The sequence below is a fragment of the Kitasatospora sp. NPDC058184 genome (genome assembly GCF_042883725.1).
GTDB lineage: Bacteria > Actinomycetota > Actinomycetes > Streptomycetales > Streptomycetaceae > Kitasatospora.
The window spans coordinates 31,835-45,826 of record NZ_JBHVVE010000031.1; the positions used below are offsets into that span (position 1 = coordinate 31,835).

The 13,992-nt window shown below is 74.1% G+C and carries 13 protein-coding genes; 9 read left to right on the forward strand and 4 right to left on the reverse strand.

Features of this window, described 5'->3' with window-relative positions:
• Positions 1-15: 15 nt before the first annotated feature.
• A complete protein-coding gene (locus tag ACFVXH_RS37125) occupies positions 16-909 on the reverse strand; it encodes a biotin--[acetyl-CoA-carboxylase] ligase (RefSeq protein WP_074003897.1) in 894 nt (297 codons plus the stop codon).
• A gap of 233 nt (positions 910-1,142) precedes the next feature.
• On the opposite strand from ACFVXH_RS37125, the gene ACFVXH_RS37130 reads away from it, so the two are divergent.
• The 6 genes from ACFVXH_RS37130 (at position 1,143) to ACFVXH_RS37155 (ending at position 6,723) form a co-directional block, all read left to right on the forward strand.
• The gene (locus ACFVXH_RS37130) at positions 1,143-2,732 is read left to right on the forward strand and encodes an acyl-CoA carboxylase subunit beta (RefSeq protein WP_387830546.1); all 1,590 of its coding nucleotides are present in this window, start codon (positions 1,143-1,145) and stop codon (positions 2,730-2,732) included.
• Positions 2,733-2,761: 29 nt separating this feature from the next.
• Positions 2,762-2,980: an acyl-CoA carboxylase epsilon subunit gene (locus ACFVXH_RS37135; protein ID WP_049655770.1), complete on the forward strand. Its 219-nt coding sequence runs from the start codon at positions 2,762-2,764 to the stop codon at positions 2,978-2,980.
• 138 nt (positions 2,981-3,118) lie between these two features.
• Entirely contained in the window at positions 3,119-3,259 is a 141-nt protein-coding gene (gene mmpB, locus ACFVXH_RS37140; protein ID WP_181970605.1) for a morphogenic membrane protein MmpB, read from the forward strand.
• A 47-nt stretch (positions 3,260-3,306) separates the two neighbouring features.
• Positions 3,307-3,909, forward strand: a complete 603-nt coding sequence (locus tag ACFVXH_RS37145) for a nucleoside triphosphate pyrophosphatase (protein WP_074003898.1) — start codon at positions 3,307-3,309, stop codon at positions 3,907-3,909.
• A gap of 67 nt (positions 3,910-3,976) precedes the next feature.
• Positions 3,977-4,711 carry a hypothetical protein gene (locus ACFVXH_RS37150; protein WP_049655766.1) on the forward strand — a complete coding sequence of 245 codons (735 nt, stop codon included), beginning with the start codon at positions 3,977-3,979 and terminating at the stop codon, positions 4,709-4,711.
• 236 nt (positions 4,712-4,947) lie between these two features.
• Complete coding sequence (locus ACFVXH_RS37155) at positions 4,948-6,723, forward strand: biotin carboxylase N-terminal domain-containing protein (RefSeq protein ID WP_049655764.1); 1,776 nt, start codon at positions 4,948-4,950, stop codon at positions 6,721-6,723.
• 79 nt (positions 6,724-6,802) lie between these two features.
• Here ACFVXH_RS37155 and ACFVXH_RS37160 read toward each other — a convergent pair whose 3' ends face one another.
• Both ACFVXH_RS37160 and ACFVXH_RS37165 read right to left on the reverse strand, forming a co-directional pair.
• Positions 6,803-7,759: a DeoR/GlpR family DNA-binding transcription regulator gene (locus ACFVXH_RS37160; RefSeq protein WP_241853005.1), complete on the reverse strand. Its 957-nt coding sequence runs from the start codon at positions 7,757-7,759 to the stop codon at positions 6,803-6,805.
• Positions 7,760-7,995: 236 nt separating this feature from the next.
• Positions 7,996-9,450, reverse strand: a complete 1,455-nt coding sequence (locus ACFVXH_RS37165) for an NAD(P)H-quinone dehydrogenase (protein WP_049660024.1) — start codon at positions 9,448-9,450, stop codon at positions 7,996-7,998.
• A 99-nt stretch (positions 9,451-9,549) separates the two neighbouring features.
• Between ACFVXH_RS37165 and ACFVXH_RS37170 the strand changes: the two genes are divergently transcribed.
• The gene (locus tag ACFVXH_RS37170; RefSeq protein ID WP_049660023.1) at positions 9,550-9,987 is read left to right on the forward strand and encodes a gamma-glutamylcyclotransferase; all 438 of its coding nucleotides are present in this window, start codon (positions 9,550-9,552) and stop codon (positions 9,985-9,987) included.
• Here ACFVXH_RS37170 and ACFVXH_RS37175 read toward each other — a convergent pair.
• Positions 9,954-10,871, reverse strand: a complete 918-nt coding sequence (locus tag ACFVXH_RS37175; protein WP_387830549.1) for a hypothetical protein — start codon at positions 10,869-10,871, stop codon at positions 9,954-9,956. The genes ACFVXH_RS37170 and ACFVXH_RS37175 overlap by 34 nt on opposite strands.
• 328 nt (positions 10,872-11,199) lie before the next feature.
• Between ACFVXH_RS37175 and ACFVXH_RS37180 the strand changes: the two genes are divergently transcribed.
• Positions 11,200-12,021: a purine-nucleoside phosphorylase gene (locus ACFVXH_RS37180; RefSeq protein ID WP_049654087.1), complete on the forward strand. Its 822-nt coding sequence runs from the start codon at positions 11,200-11,202 to the stop codon at positions 12,019-12,021.
• A gap of 190 nt (positions 12,022-12,211) precedes the next feature.
• Positions 12,212-13,936, forward strand: coding sequence for a phospho-sugar mutase (locus tag ACFVXH_RS37185; RefSeq protein WP_049654088.1), 1,725 nt, complete (start codon positions 12,212-12,214; stop codon positions 13,934-13,936).
• Positions 13,937-13,992: the final 56 nt, after the last annotated feature.

Here is a 13,992-nt window from a genome sequence, read left to right on the forward strand (position 1 = left end):
GGTGAAGAGTGCCGTTCAGCGGGGCTCGGGGCGTACGTGGACGACGTCGCCCGCGCCGACCGCCCGGCGTACGCCGTCGGGTGTGCGGACCACCAGCCGCCCGTCGCCGTCCACCGCGACGGCCTCGCCGACCAGCTCGCGGTCGCCCGGCAGGTGCACCTTCACCTGGCGGCCGAGCGTGGTGCAGCGGTCCACGTAGGCGCGCAGCAGGTCGCTGGCGTGCGGGTCGCCCGCGGCGGCCGTCCACTCCCGGTACAGCTCGGCGAGTTCGCGCAGCAGGGCGCGCAGCAGGGTGCCCCGGTCGGTGGTCGTGGCGCCGGCCAGCGCGAGCGAGGCGGCGGTGGGGACGGGCAGCTCCTCCGCGCGCAGCGAGACGTTGAGGCCCATGCCGACCACCACCGCGCCGCCGGCCAGCTCGGTGAGGACGCCGCCGAGCTTGCGCTCCGCGCCGTCGATCTCCGTCTGGAGGTCGTTGGGCCACTTCAGCCCGACCTCGACCCCGGCGACCCGGCCCAGCGTGCTGGCCGCGGCCACCCCGACCAGGATCGGCAGCCAGCCGTACCGCTCGACCGGCACCTCCTCGGGGCGCAGCAGCAGGGACAGGAACAGCCCGGAGCGGGGCGGGGCGGTCCACCGCCGGTCCAGCCGGCCGCGGGCGGCGCTCTGCGCCTCGGCCACCAGCACCGCGCCCTGCCCGGCGCCCGCCGCGGCCCGGGCGGCGAGGTCGCTGTTGGTGGAGCCGGTCTCGGCGACGACGTCCAGGGAGGTCCACAGGCCGCCCGGGACGAGCAGGTCGCGGCGCAGCGCCTCCTCGTCCAGCGGCGGACGGTCCAGGTCGGTCCAGGGCGACGGTCCGGCGTGGCCGAAGCCGCGCAGTCCGCTGCGGCGGGGGGTCTCGGGTGCGGTCATGGGAAAACCCTAGAGCGGGTCCGGGACGTAGGCCGCCCCATCGTCCCGCAGAACACCCGTCAACAGAACTGTGTCGATGGTCATGACGCCGGGACGTGCCGGATAGCCCTCCGCGCTGGCTACGCTACCCAGCGGTAGTTCGTAGCGCCGCCCTGCCCTCATGCGCGGGCCCACCACCCGGCCCCGCGCGCACTCGAAACAGGTCGCGGCCATGGATCAGGGAGAGCCACCGGATGACCGAGGCGCCGTACGACCCCCACACCACCGCCGGCAAGCTCGCCGACCTGCGGCGCAGGCTGGACGAGGCGGTGCACTCCGGCTCGTCCAAGGCCGTGGAGAAGCAGCACGCCAAGGGCAAGCTGACCGCCCGCGAACGGGTCGTGGAACTGCTGGACGAGGACTCCTTCGTGGAGTTCGACGAGTTCGCCCGGCACCGCTCGACCAACTTCGGCCAGGAGAGGAACCGGCCGTACGGCGACGGCGTGGTGACCGGCTACGGCACCGTGGACGGCCGCCAGGTCGCCGTGTTCGCCCAGGACTTCACCGTCTTCGGCGGCTCGCTCGGCGAGGTCTTCGGCGAGAAGATCGTCAAGGTGATGGACTTCGCGCTGAAGACCGGCTGCCCGGTCATCGGCATCAACGACTCCGGCGGCGCCCGGATCCAGGAGGGCGTGGTCTCGCTCGGCCTGTACGGCGAGATCTTCCGCCGCAACGTGCACGCCTCCGGCGTCATCCCGCAGATCTCGCTGATCATGGGCCCCTGCGCGGGCGGCGCGGTGTACTCCCCCGCGATCACCGACTTCGTGGTGATGGCCGACCGGACCTCGCACATGTTCATCACCGGCCCCGACGTGATCAAGACCGTCACCGGCGAGGACGTCGCGATGGAGGAGCTGGGCGGCGCGCGCACCCACAACACCAAGTCGGGCAACGCCCACTACCTGGCCGCGGACGAGAAGGAGGCGATCGAGTACGTCAAGAGCCTGCTCTCGTACCTGCCCTCCAACAACCTGAGCGACCCGCCGTCCTACCCCGAGCAGGCCGACCTCACCGTCACAGCGCTGGACCTCGAACTCGACACCATCGTGCCGGACTCGGCGAACCAGCCGTACGACATGCGCAAGGTGATCGAGCACATCGTCGACGACGGCGAGTTCCTGGAGACCCAGCCGCTGTTCGCGGGCAACATCATCACCGGCTTCGGCCGGGTCGAGGGCCAGTCCGTCGGCATCGTCGGCAGCCAGCCGATGGACCTGGCCGGCTGCCTGGACATCAACGCCAGCGAGAAGGCCGCCCGCTTCATCCGCACCTGCGACTCCTTCAACGTCCCGGTGCTGACCTTCGTGGACGTGCCCGGCTTCCTGCCCGGCACCGAGCAGGAGTGGGACGGCATCATCCGGCGCGGCGCCAAGCTGATCTACGCCTACGCCGAGGCCACCGTCCCGCTGATCACCGTGATCACCCGCAAGGCCTTCGGCGGCGCCTACGACGTCATGGGCTCCAAGCACCTGGGCGCCGACCTCAACCTGGCCTGGCCGACCGCGCAGATCGCCGTGATGGGCGCGCAGGGCGCGGTCAACATCCTGCACCGCCGGGAGATCGCCGAGGCCGAGGCGGCCGGCACCGCCGAGGAGAAGCGGGCCGAGCTGATCGCCTCGTACGAGGAAACCCTGCTGAACCCCTACCTGGCCGCCGAACGCGGCTACGTGGACGCGGTGATCGCGCCGAGCGAGACCCGCCGGCACATCGTCCGCGGCCTGCGGGCGCTGCGCGGCAAGCGCGAGGTGCTGCCGCCGAAGAAGCACGGCAACATCCCCCTGTAGGCCCCGTCCCTGTCGGGAGAGAACCAGCCATGTCGATCCACGTGCTGCACGGGCAGCCGACCCCCGAGGAGCTGGCCACCGTCCTGGCGGTGGTCCAGGCCCGGGCCGCCGCCGCACAGGCCGCCGCCGAGGCGGCCCGCAGGGCCGGCGCCGGCCCGGACTCCCCCTGGGGCGACCGCGCCCGCCGGCTCCGTCTCGCCGCCCGTCCGGGCCCGAACGCCTGGCGGACCTCGGGCTGGGCGCACTGAACTCCGCGGCGTGGAGGGGGAGGACGGCCCCGCCGCCCTCCCCCTCCGTGCCGTACCGGGCGCCCGGCGCCCGCTTTGCCCGAAACCTGAGTACGGATACTCAGGCGCCCGCACCCCCGCGCGGCGCACTCTGGACGGGTGCTCTGGTCAGACCCCCGTGACGAGCCCTCGCCCGAGGCCCGTCGGATGCAGGAGCGGATGCAGCGGGCCGGCAAGGTGCTCGCCGCCCTCGTGCTGGTCGGCGCCGTGCTGATCATGATCTCCCGCTCCTTCACCTGAGCCGTTCACTCGAACGGCGGACACCGGCACCCCCTACGCTGGTGGACATGACCGACCAGCGCCCCCTCGTCCTCGCCTCCGCCTCCCCCGCCCGCCTCGGGCTGCTGCGCCAGGCGGGCCTCGACCCGCGCGTGGTGGTCAGCGGCGTCGACGAGGACGCGATCACCGCCGCCACCCCCGCCGAGCTCGCCCTCGTCCTGGCCGAGGCCAAGGCCAAGGCCGTCGCCGCCGAACTCGCCGACGGCGAGCTGGTGATCGGCTGCGACTCCGTCCTGGAACTGGACGGCCGGGCCCTCGGCAAGCCCGCGGACGCCACCGAGGCGCTGGCCCGCTGGCAGTCGATGCGCGGACGTTCCGGCGTGCTGCGCACCGGCCACTGCGTGATCGACACCGCGACCGGCCGGCAGTCCTCGGCCACCGCCTCCACCACCGTCCGCTTCGGCACCCCGGACGACGCCGAGATCGCCGCGTACGTGGCCTCCGGCGAACCGCTGTACGTGGCCGGGGCGTTCACCCTGGACGGCCGCTCCGCGCCCTTCATCGACGGCATCGACGGCGACCCGGGCAACGTCATCGGCCTCTCCCTGCCGCTGCTGCGCCGGCTGCTCGCCGACCTCGACGTGCGCATCACGGATCTGTGGGCGAACTGACCTCCCGAACACCGCGGCGGTGCCCCTAAGCTGACCGGCGTTCGAACGGGGGGAGGGGACGCGGCAGATGACCGACAGCGTGCTCAATGTGGTGCTCGGCCTGGTGGCCAGCGCGATCAGCGCCGGCCTCGGCTGGCTCGCCCAGGCGCTGCGGCGGCGCCGCAGGGTCGAACGGGTGCGGGCGTTCTTCGGGCTGCCGGGCGGCAGCGAGTGCCTGATCGTGGTGCCGCGCAGCATCGGGACGGGCTCGCACGCCCACACCGTGACCCGGCGCGACGCGTACGCGCTGATGTGGCTGGCCGGGCTGGTCGAGGAGTGCGGGGCGCGGCCCGAGCTGGTGGCCCACGACGCCGCGCACCGCGGCCTGGGCGCCAAGACCGAGCTGTGCCTGGGCGGTCCGGTCAGCAACGAGCGGATGGCCGCGCACCTGGCCTGGGGCCTGCCGGGCGTGCTGATCACCTCGGGGCCGGGCCCGGGCAGCAACGTCCTCGTGGTGGGCGAGCGGGACTTCACCGCCGGCCCGGACGAGACGCACGTCCTGCTCGCCCGGATCGCCACCCCGGACGGCGGCCGCCCGGTGTTCCTGGTCTCCGGCCAGACCGGCACCGCCAACCAGGCCGGGGTGCGCTACCTGGTCGCCCACCACCGCGAACTCGCCCGGAGGCACGGGCAGGACGGCACCTTCGCGCTCGTCCTGCGGGTGGTCAACCCGGAGGCGTACGGGCCGGACATGGTCGAGGTGGCGGCCGACGTGACGGCCGAGGCGCTGCGGCGGCCCGCCGCCCGCTCCGGCGCCGCTTGAGCGGCCCGCGCGAGACTGTGGCCCATGCCACCCTCCCGCCGCGCCGCGGGCCGGTCACCCGCTGTGGCCCCCGCCGATCCGGGCGGACCGGCGCCGACCTGCGACGTCGTCCACGGGGCCGCCAGCGGGCCCGGAAAACCCATCACCGAGCGTGTGGGATAGTTCACAACCCGGGGCTACTCGCCGGTACTGCCCAGGAATCCATAAACTCAACGAGGTTCAAGAAGGGAGCCACAGTGCGCAAGGTGCTCATCGCCAACCGCGGGGAAATCGCTGTCCGCGTCGCCCGTGCCTGCTCGGACGCCGGTATCGCCAGCGTCGCCGTCTACGCCGAGCCGGACCGGGATGCGCTGCACGTCCGCGCGGCCGACGAGGCTTACGCGCTGGGCGGTGACACCCCCGCTACCAGCTACCTGGACATCGCCAAGGTCCTCAAGGCGGCCGCCGACTCCGGTGCGGACGCCGTCCACCCCGGCTACGGGTTCCTGTCGGAGAACGCCGACTTCGCCCAGGCCGTCCTCGACGCGGGTCTGATCTGGATCGGCCCGCCGCCGCAGGCCATCCGCGACCTCGGCGACAAGGTGACCGCCCGGCACGTCGCCCAGCGGGCCGGTGCCCCGCTGGTGGCCGGCACGCCGGACCCGGTCTCGGGCGCCGACGAGGTCGTCGTCTTCGCCCGGGAGCACGGCCTGCCGGTCGCCATCAAGGCGGCCTTCGGCGGCGGCGGACGCGGCCTCAAGGTCGCCCGCACGCTGGAGGAGATCCCCGAGCTGTACGAGTCCGCGGTGCGCGAGGCCGTCGCCGCCTTCGGCCGCGGCGAGTGCTTCGTCGAGCGCTACCTGGACAACCCGCGGCACGTGGAGACCCAGTGCCTGGCCGACAAGCACGGCAACGTGGTGGTCGTCTCCACCCGTGACTGCTCGCTCCAGCGCCGCCACCAGAAGCTGGTCGAGGAGGCGCCCGCGCCGTTCCTGACCGCCGAGCAGAACGCCGAGCTGTACCGGGCGTCCAAGGCCATCCTGAAGGAGGCCGGCTACGAGGGCGCCGGGACCTGCGAGTTCCTGGTCGCGCTGGACGGCACGATCTCCTTCCTGGAGGTCAACACCCGTCTCCAGGTGGAGCACCCGGTCACCGAGGAGGTCACCGGCCTCGACCTGGTCCGCGAGATGTTCCGGATCGCCGACGGCGAGGAGCTCGGCTACGGCGACCCCGAGGTGCGCGGCCACTCCTTCGAGTTCCGCATCAACGGCGAGGACCCGGGCCGGAACTTCCTGCCCGCGCCCGGCACCGTGACGCTGTTCGCCCCGCCGTCCGGCCCGGGCGTGCGCCTGGACTCGGGCGTGGAGACCGGCTCGGTCATCGGCCCGGCCTGGGACTCGCTGCTGGCCAAGCTGGTCGTCAGCGGCCGCGACCGCAAGCAGGCCCTGGAGCGGGCCCGCCGCGCGCTGGCCGAGTTCAAGGTGGAGGGCATGGCCACCGCCATCCCGTTCCACCGGGCGGTCGTCACCGACCCGGCGTTCGCGCCCGAGGTGCACGGCGGCGACGGGCCGTTCACGGTCTTCACCCGGTGGATCGAGACCGAGTTCGACAACACCATCCCGCCGTTCGCCGGCGCGGCCGGTGACGGCGAGGAGGCCGAGACCCGGGAGACCGTGGTGGTCGAGGTCGGCGGCAAGCGGATCGAGGTCTCGCTGCCGTCCTCGCTGGGCGTCACGGCGGCCCCGGCGGCCGGTGCGGCGGGCTCCGCCAAGGCCAAGCGCCGGGTGGGCGCCAAGAAGGCCGGCTCGGCCGTCAGCGGCGACACCCTGGCCTCGCCGATGCAGGGCACCATCGTCAAGGTCGCCGTGGAGGAGGGCCAGGTCGTCGCCGAGGGCGAGCTGATCGTGGTCCTGGAGGCGATGAAGATGGAGCAGCCGCTAAACGCCCACAAGGCGGGCACCGTCACCGGCCTCAAGGCCGAGGTCGGCGCGAGCGTCAGCAGCGGCGCCGCGCTCTGCGAGATCAAGGACTGACACCGTCCCTGACCCCGGACCGGTCCGTACGCCCCTCGGGGGTGTGCGGACCGGTCCCGTTTCCGCGGACCGTACGGGCTCAGCGCCCGCGCGGCAGGCCCAGTTCGGCCAGCCTGGCCGGCATGCCGCCCGGGGCGACGGGCCCGCCGTGCGCGCCGGGGCGGCGCTGGCCGGGCAGCGGGGCGCCGCCGGGGGGCGGGCCGCCGCGGCGGGCCATCGGGCCGGGCTGGGGCTGGTGCATCGGGCCGCTGCCGGTGCCGTGCACCGGGGCGTCACCGCCCGGGCCGGCGCCCAGCGGGGCCAGGTCGACCTGCACCCCGCAGTCGGCGAGCGCGTCCAGCTCGCGGACGGTGCTGTCGTCCGCGGTGGCCTGCTCGTCGGTGACCAGGCGGGTGATGGTCTCGGTGGCGACGGTCTGGAACATGCCGGCCGCGCCGAGCTTGGTGTGGTCGGCGAGGACGATCACCTCGGCGGCCGCCAGCACCATGGCCCGGTCCACGCTCGCGGACAGCATGTTCGCCGTCGACAGCCCGCGCTCGGCCGTCAGACCGCTGCCGGAGATGAAGGCCTTGTTGACCCTCAACCCCTGCAGGGACTGCTCCGCGCCGCTGCCCACCAGCGCGTAGTTGGAGCCGCGCAGGGTGCCGCCGGTCATCACCACCTCGACCCGGTTGGCGTGCGCCAGGGCCTGGGCGACCAGCAGCGAGTTGGTGACCACCGTCAGCCCGGGCACCCGGGCCAGCCGGCGGGCCAGCTCCTGGGTGGTGGTGCCGGCGCCGACCACCACCGCGTCCCCCTCCTCCACCAGGCCGGCGGCGAAGTCCGCGATGGCGCTCTTCTCCGCCGCGGACAGGTGGGTCTTCTGCGGGTATCCGGGTTCGCGGCTGAAGCCGCCGGGGAGCACCGCGCCGCCGTGCCGGCGGTCGAGGAGCCCTTCTGCCTCCAGCGCCCGCACGTCACGGCGCACGGTCACTTCGGAGGTCTGGACGACGCGGGCCAACTCCCGGAGCGAGACGGCTCCGTTGGCGCGCACCATTTCGAGGATCAACTGGCGACGTTCTGCTGCAAACACAGAACCGACGGTAACCTGCGTGACCGTCTGCTTTCAGGCGTTTGCAGCTAGTAGCGGGAATTGCTCACGCACGAGCGGCGCGTGACCGTAGAATACGCGCCGTCAATGGCCCGGAACTGCGCCCGCCGTCCGGGTGACGGCCATGCCCGCGCGAAGGGCGGTCGCCGATCGGCAACCGCCCTCAACTGTGCGCCGGACGCTCAGGATTCGCCGTCGACCCGCTTGCGGATGTGCAGCTGCCGGGCGGCCTCGGCGGTCGAGCCGGAGACGGACGGGTAGACGGTGAAGGCGCTGGCCACCTGTTCGACCGTCAGATTGGCGTCCACCGCGAGCGAGATCGGGTGGATCAGCTCGCTGGCCCGCGGGGCGACGACCACACCGCCGACCACGATGCCGGTGCCCGGGCGGCAGAACAGCTTCACGAAGCCGTCCCGGATGCCCTGCATCTTCGCCCGCGGGTTGCCGCGCAGCGGGAGCTTGACCACGACGGCGTCCATCTTGCCGCACTCCACGTCGGCCGCCGTGTAGCCGACGGTGGCGATCTCCGGGTCGGTGAAGACGTTGGAGGCCACGGTCTTGAGGTTCAGCGGCTGCACCGCGTCGCCGAGCGCGTGGTACATCGCGATCCGGCCCTGCATGGCCGCCACCGAGGCGAGCATGAAGACGCCGGTGCAGTCGCCCGCCGCGTACACGCCGGGGGCGGTGGTGCGGGAGACCCGGTCGACCTGGATCTGGCCCCAGTCGTTGAGCTTGACCCCGGCCTCCTCCAGGCCCATCTCGGAGGTGTTGGGGACGGAGCCGACCGCCATCAGGCAGTGGGTGCCCTCGATCACCTTGCCGTCGGCCAGCATGACCTCGACCCGGTCGCCGATCCGCTTGACGCTCTCGGCGCGCGAGCGGCCCATGACGTTCATGCCGCGGCGGCGGAAGACGTCCTCCAGCACCTCGGCGGCGTCCGGGTCCTCGCCCGGCAGCACCCGGTCGCGGCTGGACACCAGGGTCACCTTGGAGCCGAGCGCCTGGTACGCGCCGGCGAACTCGGCGCCGGTCACACCGGAGCCGACCACGATCAGCTCGCGGGGCAGCTCCTCCAGGTCGTACACCTGGGTCCAGGTGAGGATCCGCTCGCCGTCCGGCTGGGCGTCCGGCAGCTCGCGCGGGTGGGCGCCGGTGGCGATCAGCACCGCGTCGGCGTGCAGCGACTGCACGGTGCCGTCGGGCGCGTCCACCAGCACCTCGCGGGAGCCGTCCACGGCCTGCCCGCCGGTGCCGAGCCGGCCGCGGCCGCGCAGCACGGTGACGCCGGCCCGGGTGACGGACTGGGTGATGTCGTGGGACTGCGCGATCGCCAGGCGCTTCACACGGCGGTTGACCTTGCCCAGGTCCACGCCGATCACCCGGGCCGCCTGCTCGACGGGCGGGGTGTCGTCCGCGACCAGGATGCCCAGCTCCTCGTACGAGCTGTCGAAGGTGGTCATCACCTCCGCGGTCGCGATCAGGGTCTTCGACGGAACGCAGTCCGTGAGCACCGCCGATCCGCCCAGACCGTCGGTGTCGACGACGGTCACCTCCGCGCCGAGCTGTGCGGCGACCAGGGCCGCCTCGTAGCCGCCGGGTCCGCCACCGATGATCACGATCCGAGTCACGTTCCCCATTGTCCCGCACGCCCGCGGCGCCGCCACGCCGGGGTCGGGGCTCCCGTACGTTCGTCCAGTCGCCCCGGCCCGCCCGCCGCCCGGGCTACCCTGGCCCCCATGCCCCTTTACGCCGCGTATGCCACCAACCTCGATGCCCGGCAGATGACCCGCCGAGCCCCGCACTCCCCGCTGCGCGGCACGGGGTGGCTAGCCGGATGGCGGCTCACCTTCGGTGGCGAGCAGCTGGGTTGGGAGGGCTCGCTGGCCACCGTGGTCGAGGACGAGAAGGACCAGGTCTTCGTCTCGCTGTACGACGTCGCGCCGATGGACGAGGAGGGCCTGGACCGCTGGGAGGGCGTCCAGCTCGGCATCTACCGCAAGATCAAGCTGCGCGCGCAGACCCTGGACGGGGACATCCCGGTCTGGACGTACGTGCTCAACGACTACGAGGGCGGCCTGCCCGCGGCCCGCTACCTCGGCCTGGTCGCCGACGCCGCGGAGAGCGCCGGCGCCCCGCACGACTACGTGATGGACCTGCGCCGCCGCCCCTGCTGATCCGCGTCCCAGCCGCGCACGGTCTCCGCGAGCACCCGCGCCACCGCCGCGCGCCGGGCCGGGTCGGCGCGCACCCCGTACGCCAGTTCGACGTGCAGCCACGGCACCCCGAGCCCGGCCGCGAACAGGCCGGCCACATTGGTGGCGCCGGCCAGCCGCGCACCCGGCTCCCGCCAGGCCCGGCGGACCACGAGGCCGGCCCCGCCGAGCCCCGCGGCGGTCAGCTCGGCGGCCGGGCCCGGCCGCCCGGCGCCGCTGGAGACCACCGCGTCCCGCCCGGGCAGACTGGCCGCGCCGAAGCCGTGCAGCTGGATGCCGGGCAGGCCGCGCAGGGTGAGCGCCTCGACCACGGCGGCGAAGACGGTGTCACTGCGGTGCGCGACGTCCGAGGAGCCGTCCGCCCCGGCCCGGCGGTGCGCCCCGGCGAGCACCAGCACGCCGCCCGGCACGGCCCGGAACAGCTCCACCCCGAGCGCCTCGGTGCGGACGTCCGAGGCCGGGTGGGGCACCTGTACGGACCAGGCGGGGCGGACCGAGCGGTCCAGGTAGACCCGGCCCCAGCCGCGGCCGTCCCCACTGCCGCCGTCATCGGCGGTCTCGCCCGTCTCGGCGATCTCGGTGACCGGGCGGCCGGTCACGGCCTCGGTGAACCCGGTGATCCGGTACCCGGCCCGGGCCAGCGCCCGTTCGGCCTCCCCGGTCCGGCCGTCCAGCGCGCCGAGCACGCCGTCGGCCACCGCCCGGCGCTGGGCCGCGCCCGGCACGGTGTACCGGCCGCTCGGGAAGAAGTCCGCGGTGAACGCGTCCACCCGGGCCGCCAGGTCCACCGGCGCGGGCCCGGGCGGCGCCGCGGGCGGCGGGTACCGGCTGTCCGTGTTCCCCATGGCGGTCGACCCCGTCCTGGCGCCCCGCCGGAGCCGCGGACCGGACCGGCGACGAAGGATCGGCCCCCTCGGCCCCTCGGGCCCCGACCGTCACCGTAACGCCGCCGACCCCGGACCGGCCCGCCGGGAAACGGGCCACGACGGCACGCGCACGAAGCGACCGCCCGGAGGGAAAGGCCCGGCGCGGCACCCGGGTTGTGTGCGATCCGACGGCCCGCTCACCCGAAAAGCGTCACCGAGCTGTGTTTTCGGGTCAACCGGGTAACGATCCGGCATGCCGCGGCTGAATTTCTACGCGCGTAGCCGAAACCCGTCTATCCTCTGACCCGTGAACGCTTCTCCTCAGTCGGTCGTCTCCGCCGACCCCTACGCCGCCGCCCAGGCCGCCGCCGAGCGCCTGCGCGAGCTGACCGGTGCCGAGCGGCACGACGTCGCCCTGGTGATGGGCTCCGGCTGGGTGCCGGCCGCCGACGCCCTGGGCGAGACCGTGGCCGAGTTCCCGGTCACCGAGCTCCCGGGCTTCCCCGCCCCCGCCGTCGCCGGCCACGCCGGCACGATCCGTTCGGTGAAGATCGGCGACAAGCGCGCCCTGATCTTCCTCGGCCGCAACCACTACTACGAGGGCCACGGCGTGGCCACCGTCGTCCACGGCGTGCGCACCGCCGCCGCGGCCGGCTGCGGCATCATCGTGCTGACCAACGGCTGTGGCGGCCTGCGCCAGGGCTGGACCCCGGGTCAGCCGGTCCTGATCAGCGACCACATCAACCTGACGGCGGACTCCCCGATCGTCGGCGCGAACTTCGTCGACCTCACCGACCTGTACTCCAAGCGCCTGCGCGAGCTCTGCCGCGAGATCGACCCGTCCCTGGACGAGGCCGTCTACGTCCAGTTCCGCGGCCCGCACTACGAGACCCCGGCCGAGGTCAACATGGCCCGGGTCATCGGCGGCGAGCTGGTCGGCATGTCCACCACCCTGGAGGCCATCGCCGCCCGCGAGGCCGGCAGCGAGGTGCTCGGCATCTCCCTGGTCACCAACCTGGCCGCCGGCATGACCGGCGAGCCGCTCAACCACGCCGAGGTGCTGGAGGCCGGCAAGGCCTCCGCCGAGCGCATGGGCGAGCTGCTGGCGAAGGTCCTTGAGCGGATCTGACGCCCGGCGGGCGCAGAATCATGACTGACGGGGCCCACGGGCGGCGTGATCCGCTGATCACGCCCTCCCGTGGGCCCCGTCCGCATGCGCGACCCCCTTCCTTGCGGAACCCTCCGGTCCCAGCGGAACCCTCCCGACCCACAGCGGAACCTCCGGCCGACACACCGACGCACGTCCCCATGGAGCTGGCATGACGCAGGCACCCACCACCGACCTCCTCGCCCGGGCCCGGACCTGGCTGGCCGAGGACCCCGACCCGCAGACCCGCGAGGAGCTCGCCGCCCTGCTGGCCCGGGCCGAGGCCCCGGAGGTCGAGACCGACGGCAAGCTCGCCTGGGCGGAGCTCGCCGAGCGCTTCTCCGACCGGCTCCAGTTCGGCACCGCCGGCCTGCGCGGCGAACTCGGTGCCGGTCCGATGCGGATGAACCGCGCCGTGGTGATCCGGGCCGCCGCCGGCCTGGTCGCGTACGTCAAGCAGCAGGGCCTGGGCGACCTGGTCGTCATCGGCTACGACGCCCGCCACAAGTCGTACGACTTCGCCCGCGACACCGCGGCCGTGGTGGTCGGCGCCGGCCTGCGCGCCGCGCTGCTGCCGCGCCCGCTGCCGACCCCGGTGCTCGCCTTCGCCGTCCGCCACCTGGGCGCGGCCGCCGGCGTCACCGTCACCGCCAGCCACAACCCGCCGCAGGACAACGGCTACAAGGTCTACCTGGGCGACGGCTCGCAGATCGTCCCGCCGGCCGACGCCGGGATCGCCGCCAGGATCGACGCGATCGGCTCGCTGGACGACGTCCCGCGCGCCGCGTCGGGCTGGGAGGTGCTCGGCGAGGAGGTCGTCGAGGCCTACCTGGACCGGGCCGTCTCCATCGTCGACGAGCACGGCCCGCGCGACCTGGAGGTGGTCTACACCCCGATGCACGGCGTCGGCCGCGACACCCTGGTCGCCGCGTTCCGCCGGGCCGGCTTCCCCGCGCCCACCGTGGTCGCCGAGCAGGCCGAGCCCGACCCGGACTTCCCGACCGTGGCCTTCCCCAACCCGGAGGAGCCGGGGGCGATGGACCTCGCCTTCCGCACCGCCGCCACCGTCGGCCCGGACATCGTGATCGCCAACGACCCGGACGCCGACCGCTGCGCGGTGGCCGTCCCCGTCAACGGCAACGCGGCCGGCGCCGGCAACGGCACCTCCGGCTGGCGGATGCTGCGCGGCGACGAGGTCGGCGCGCTGCTCGGCTCGGCCCTGGTCGCGAAGAAGGCCGAGGGCACCTTCGCCACCACCATCGTCTCCGCCACCCTGCTCGGCCGGATCGCCGAGGCCGCGGGCCTGGGCTACGCCGAGACGCTGACCGGCTTCAAGTGGATCTCCCGCGCCCAGGGCCTGCGCTACGGCTACGAGGAGGCGCTCGGCTACTGCGTCGACCCGCAGGGCGTCCGGGACAAGGACGGCATCACCGCCGCCCTGCTGGTCGCCGAGCTGGCCGCCACCCTCAAGAAGTCCGGCCGCACCCTGTCCGACCTGCTGGACGACCTGGCGCTGGAGCACGGCCTGCACGCCACCGACCAGCTCTCCGTCCGGGTCCAGGACCTCTCGCTGATCGCCGACGCCATGCGCCGCCTGCGCGAGCAGCCGCCGACCGTGCTGGCCGGCCTCCGGGTGACCCGCGCCGACGACCTGTCGGCCGGCTCCGCCGAGCTGCCGCCCACCGACGGCCTGCGCTACTACCTGGCCGGCGAGGGCGTCCGCTCCGCCCGCATCGTGGTCCGTCCCTCCGGCACCGAGCCCAAGCTCAAGTGCTACCTGGAGGTCGTCCTCCCGGTCGCCTCGGCCGCCGACCTGGCCCCGGTCCGCGAGCGCGCCGCCGCCCTGCTCGCCACCGTCAAGCGGGACCTCGCCGACGCGGCGGGCATCACCGCCTGATCCCCGCGCACACGTGGAGGGGCCCGCCGGTCGTGACCGGCGGGCCCCTCCGTGAC

What these genes read in the sequence shown, in the direction of transcription:
- ACFVXH_RS37160 (WP_241853005.1), bottom strand. Translation starts at nt 7,759, where the DNA reads ATGGTGCGCGCCAACGGAGCCGTCTCGCTCCGGGAGTTGGCCCGCGTC.
- ACFVXH_RS37135 (WP_049655770.1), top strand. Translation starts at nt 2,762, where the DNA reads ATGTCGATCCACGTGCTGCACGGGCAGCCGACCCCCGAGGAGCTGGCC.
- ACFVXH_RS37165 (WP_049660024.1), bottom strand. Translation starts at nt 9,450, where the DNA reads ATGGGGAACGTGACTCGGATCGTGATCATCGGTGGCGGACCCGGCGGC.
- ACFVXH_RS37145 (WP_074003898.1), top strand. Translation starts at nt 3,307, where the DNA reads ATGACCGACCAGCGCCCCCTCGTCCTCGCCTCCGCCTCCCCCGCCCGC.
- ACFVXH_RS37150 (WP_049655766.1), top strand. Translation starts at nt 3,977, where the DNA reads ATGACCGACAGCGTGCTCAATGTGGTGCTCGGCCTGGTGGCCAGCGCG.
- ACFVXH_RS37185 (WP_049654088.1), top strand. Translation starts at nt 12,212, where the DNA reads ATGACGCAGGCACCCACCACCGACCTCCTCGCCCGGGCCCGGACCTGG.
- ACFVXH_RS37125 (WP_074003897.1), bottom strand. Translation starts at nt 909, where the DNA reads ATGACCGCACCCGAGACCCCCCGCCGCAGCGGACTGCGCGGCTTCGGC.
- ACFVXH_RS37175 (WP_387830549.1), bottom strand. Translation starts at nt 10,871, where the DNA reads ATGGGGAACACGGACAGCCGGTACCCGCCGCCCGCGGCGCCGCCCGGG.
- ACFVXH_RS37130 (WP_387830546.1), top strand. Translation starts at nt 1,143, where the DNA reads ATGACCGAGGCGCCGTACGACCCCCACACCACCGCCGGCAAGCTCGCC.
- ACFVXH_RS37170 (WP_049660023.1), top strand. Translation starts at nt 9,550, where the DNA reads ATGCCCCTTTACGCCGCGTATGCCACCAACCTCGATGCCCGGCAGATG.